A 3,263-nucleotide genomic window follows, 5' to 3' on the forward strand; every position below is an offset into this window, starting at 1 on the left:
GATGACAGCTAAACGCTAATCTGCGATTAATATTATTTCTGGTCTGCCAAGTTAACTTCTGATGACAGAGTCAACACAAGACTCAGCTACTGCCTACGCAACGACGCTGCTTCTTTACTATTGTTTTGAACTGATTAGGGGTTACACGGCTGAGGAATTGGTAGCCCATTGGGTTCGCGACTTTGGTGCCGACTGGGTGCCTCTAGCCGTGATTGAGGCGCTTTATCAGGGACGTTACAAAGCGATTTCTGTCGAGCAAATCTTAAATTTCTGGTCTCGGCGCGGTCAAGCCCTGTATCACTTTAACTATGATTTTGAGCGCTTAGTTTGCCGCAATTTTCCCCAAAATTTGACGGAAGCAGCCGATCCGCTACCAGCAACCTTAGCTTCTAACCCTGAGCCAAGTTTAGAGCGAGTCAAGGCGAAAGACGCGATAAATCCAGTTTATTCATCCTCAACGGAAGCATCTGTGGGTGCCAGTGACGAGGCGATCGCGATCGCCCACCCAATTGCGATCGCCCAGACGCCCTCCCCAGAGGAGGCTGCTGCTTCCGTCCTGTCAGAACCGACAAACACGGACAACCCTAGGGACGTTGCCAATTCAGAAGACGCCAACGCCAGCCTTGCGCTGCGTTCTAGCCACAAAAATTATCAAGCAAATTGGTCGCGCTGGGATGTCAGCAAGCGACCAATACACCAATTCATTCCAACGGCAGATGACTCAGATTTTTACCAAAAACTCAAAGCCGTTGCCCAGAGTGATGAAGAGACTTAAGCCCTTGAAAACAGAAAATTAAAAATGAACAATCCTCATTTTTAATTTTTAATTGTTGGCGACGGTGTCAGCAGCTTTTTCTTGTGGTTTTGCGACGCCCATGCGAATTTCCGAGCAAAAAGAAGCCATTGAGAAGCCGCCAAATCGCTTTAAAATGCTGGCTCGTAGCCGCAAGTTTTCGCTAGCAAACCAGATGCGTTCTTCCGAGTACATCGTTTCATACTCGGTAATCAGCGTGAATGAATTATCGCTACCGATGACATAGCGACCGGCGACCGATGCTTTCTCGGCATAGCCCATGTCGCGCAGCAACTGACCTTCATTCGGCTTCTCCGGGTCGGGAATCGGGACGAGAACGCTAGAACCTGCGTGCTTTTCTTGATCCCATTCCATCGTGCCATCCCAGCTAACGCGAGCGCCTCCCCAAGCTAAGCCTGGGTTAACTTCGTACTGTTCGCAGAGCTTGATCACTTCCGGATCTTCTGCCGAGAGCATCTCGATTTTGATGTCTGACTTGCCACTTTCTGCTTGCTTGAAAGCCAGATGGTGACTAGTACGCTGGGAAAACCATTTGCCTGCACTCAGCTGGAAAAACTCTTGAATATCCATGAATCAAACTCTTCTGGACTAATAATTTTTAACATCACTTTCAATATCTTAGATTGACCAGCCGCTAGAGAGAGTAATAACCGCTGACCTCTACTTTATAAAAGGTTAAAGAGTATTCGGATGAGTAAACCTGCATCATGTCTAGAATTCATGGCACTCCCAGCGATGACTACATTGAAGCCACCCAGTGCGACGATGTTATTTTTGGGTATGCTGGCGACGATACCCTGGTTGGCAAGTCAGGCAACGATATCATCCACGGTGGGCAAGGAAATGACCTGATTCAAGGGGGAGAGGACGAGGATTCCCTGTATGGCGAAGGTGGGGATGACTTTTTACTGGGGGGTTCGGAGCGCGATCGCTTATTCGGAGGCAACGGCGAAGATGTCTTGGTTGGCGGCGAAGGGGACGATCGCTTAGATGGCGGTCCCGGCAATGATGTCTATATTTACGCTCCCGGCGATGGTTTTGACACCATTGAGGATGAGTCGGGAATCGATATCCTGCGATTAGACGAAATCTTCTCGAATGAGATTACGGTTGATTTCGTCCTCGGTGGTTGGCTGTGCGTATCTTATCAGGGTCAGCCCATCGTCAAGATGCGCGGTGTGGAGCATATTCAGGTAGAAGATGGCTTGTTTTCCGTCGCTCACTGGCTGTAAGCAATTAAAAATGTTCCCATTAAAAATTAAAAATGGAGAATCCCCCATTTTTAATTTCTAATTTTTAATTGTTTTCAGATAGCCGCTTCAGGGAGATGGTGGCAGCGGTAGCAACGTGGGGATGACGGTCTTTTTCCAGGTAATTGAGCGCGGAGATACTCTTGGCGCTGGGCAAGTGTCCTAGGGCTTCGGCAAGCCGCTGACGGACAAGCCAATCCTCAGCTTGGGCAAAGCGGAGAATTTGATCGACGGCTCCTACTGCTTTAATTTCACCGAGTGCCGCGATCGCTGCCTGTTGCAACACGACTTCTTCGCTATCTAATGCCCGAACCAGTACGTCGAAAGCGCGGGGATCTTTTAAATTGCCCAAACTAACGGCGGCGCTGAAACGCACCAGCCAATCGGTATCTTCGTAGAACGCCCGCACCAAGGGTTCAAATCCTCTGATATCGCACAGGTAACCTAAGGCACCAGCGGCGTCGGCGCGAATCCCGTAGTCGGGGTCAGTTTCTAGCAATTTCACGAGAATCGGAAAGCATTCTTCGGTCGGTTTAAGACCCAGTGCAAACACCGCCATCGAGCGAATTTGCAAGTTTTCGTCGTCTAAAACCTTTTTGATCAGGGGTACAGCGTCATCTGCCGATACTTCACGCAAAGAGGCAAGCGCCAACATGCGATCGCGTGAATTCGGACTTTCTAGCTGGGCACCAATATTTTCTAAGCTGGGATGAGTCATAAAATCCTAAGCTCTTTAATAAATCTTAACATAATTGAGCGAGTTATCTCAGGAAGTGGTGGAGAGATGGTGGGAATTGTCATCGTATCGCATAGTCGAAAGCTGGCAGAGGGAGTGCAAGCGTTAGTGCAGCAAATGGTTCAAGGTGCCGTGTCGCTGGCTCTAGCCGCAGGGATTGACGATCCGGAAAATCCCTTTGGTACGGATGTAATGCAGGTTTATCAAGCGATTGAGTCGGTTTACAGTGAGGATGGCGTCCTCATCTTGATGGATTTAGGGAGTGCTGTACTGAGTGCGGAAATGGCGTTGGAGTTTCTGCCAGAAGAACGGCGGCATCAAGTGAGACTCTGCGAGGCACCGCTGGTAGAGGGAGCGATCGCCGCAGCGGTAACAGCAGCATCCGGTGCAAATATTGAGCAAGTCATCCGCGAAGCACGAGGAGCATTAGCAGCGAAAGCCTCCCAGTTATCCGGTATTAATC

Annotated in this window: 5 protein-coding genes; 3 read left to right on the forward strand and 2 right to left on the reverse strand. The window is 49.4% G+C overall.

What is annotated here, in order from left to right; all coding sequences use genetic code 11:
- Positions 1–61 precede the first annotated feature (61 nt).
- Complete coding sequence (locus H6F50_RS05945) at positions 62–775, forward strand: hypothetical protein (RefSeq protein WP_190427397.1); 714 nt, start codon at positions 62–64, stop codon at positions 773–775.
- A gap of 48 nt (positions 776–823) precedes the next feature.
- Here the strand turns inward: H6F50_RS05945 and H6F50_RS05950 are convergent, their stop codons facing one another.
- The gene (locus H6F50_RS05950) at positions 824–1,384 is read right to left on the reverse strand and encodes a phycobiliprotein lyase (RefSeq protein WP_190427401.1); all 561 of its coding nucleotides are present in this window, start codon (positions 1,382–1,384) and stop codon (positions 824–826) included.
- A gap of 137 nt (positions 1,385–1,521) precedes the next feature.
- On the opposite strand from H6F50_RS05950, the gene H6F50_RS27525 reads away from it, so the two are divergent.
- Positions 1,522–2,046, forward strand: a complete 525-nt coding sequence (locus tag H6F50_RS27525; protein ID WP_190427404.1) for a hypothetical protein — start codon at positions 1,522–1,524, stop codon at positions 2,044–2,046.
- Between the two features lie 64 nt (positions 2,047–2,110).
- Here H6F50_RS27525 and H6F50_RS05960 read toward each other — a convergent pair whose 3' ends face one another.
- Positions 2,111–2,782, reverse strand: coding sequence for a HEAT repeat domain-containing protein (locus H6F50_RS05960; protein ID WP_190415008.1), 672 nt, complete (start codon positions 2,780–2,782; stop codon positions 2,111–2,113).
- Between the two features lie 66 nt (positions 2,783–2,848).
- Here H6F50_RS05960 and dhaM point away from each other — a divergent pair.
- On the forward strand, positions 2,849–3,263 hold a 415-nt coding region (gene dhaM / locus H6F50_RS05965; protein WP_190427408.1), incomplete at its 3' end, for a dihydroxyacetone kinase phosphoryl donor subunit DhaM.

The organism is Coleofasciculus sp. FACHB-712, assembly GCF_014695635.1.
Lineage (GTDB): Bacteria > Cyanobacteriota > Cyanobacteriia > Cyanobacteriales > FACHB-T130 > FACHB-T130.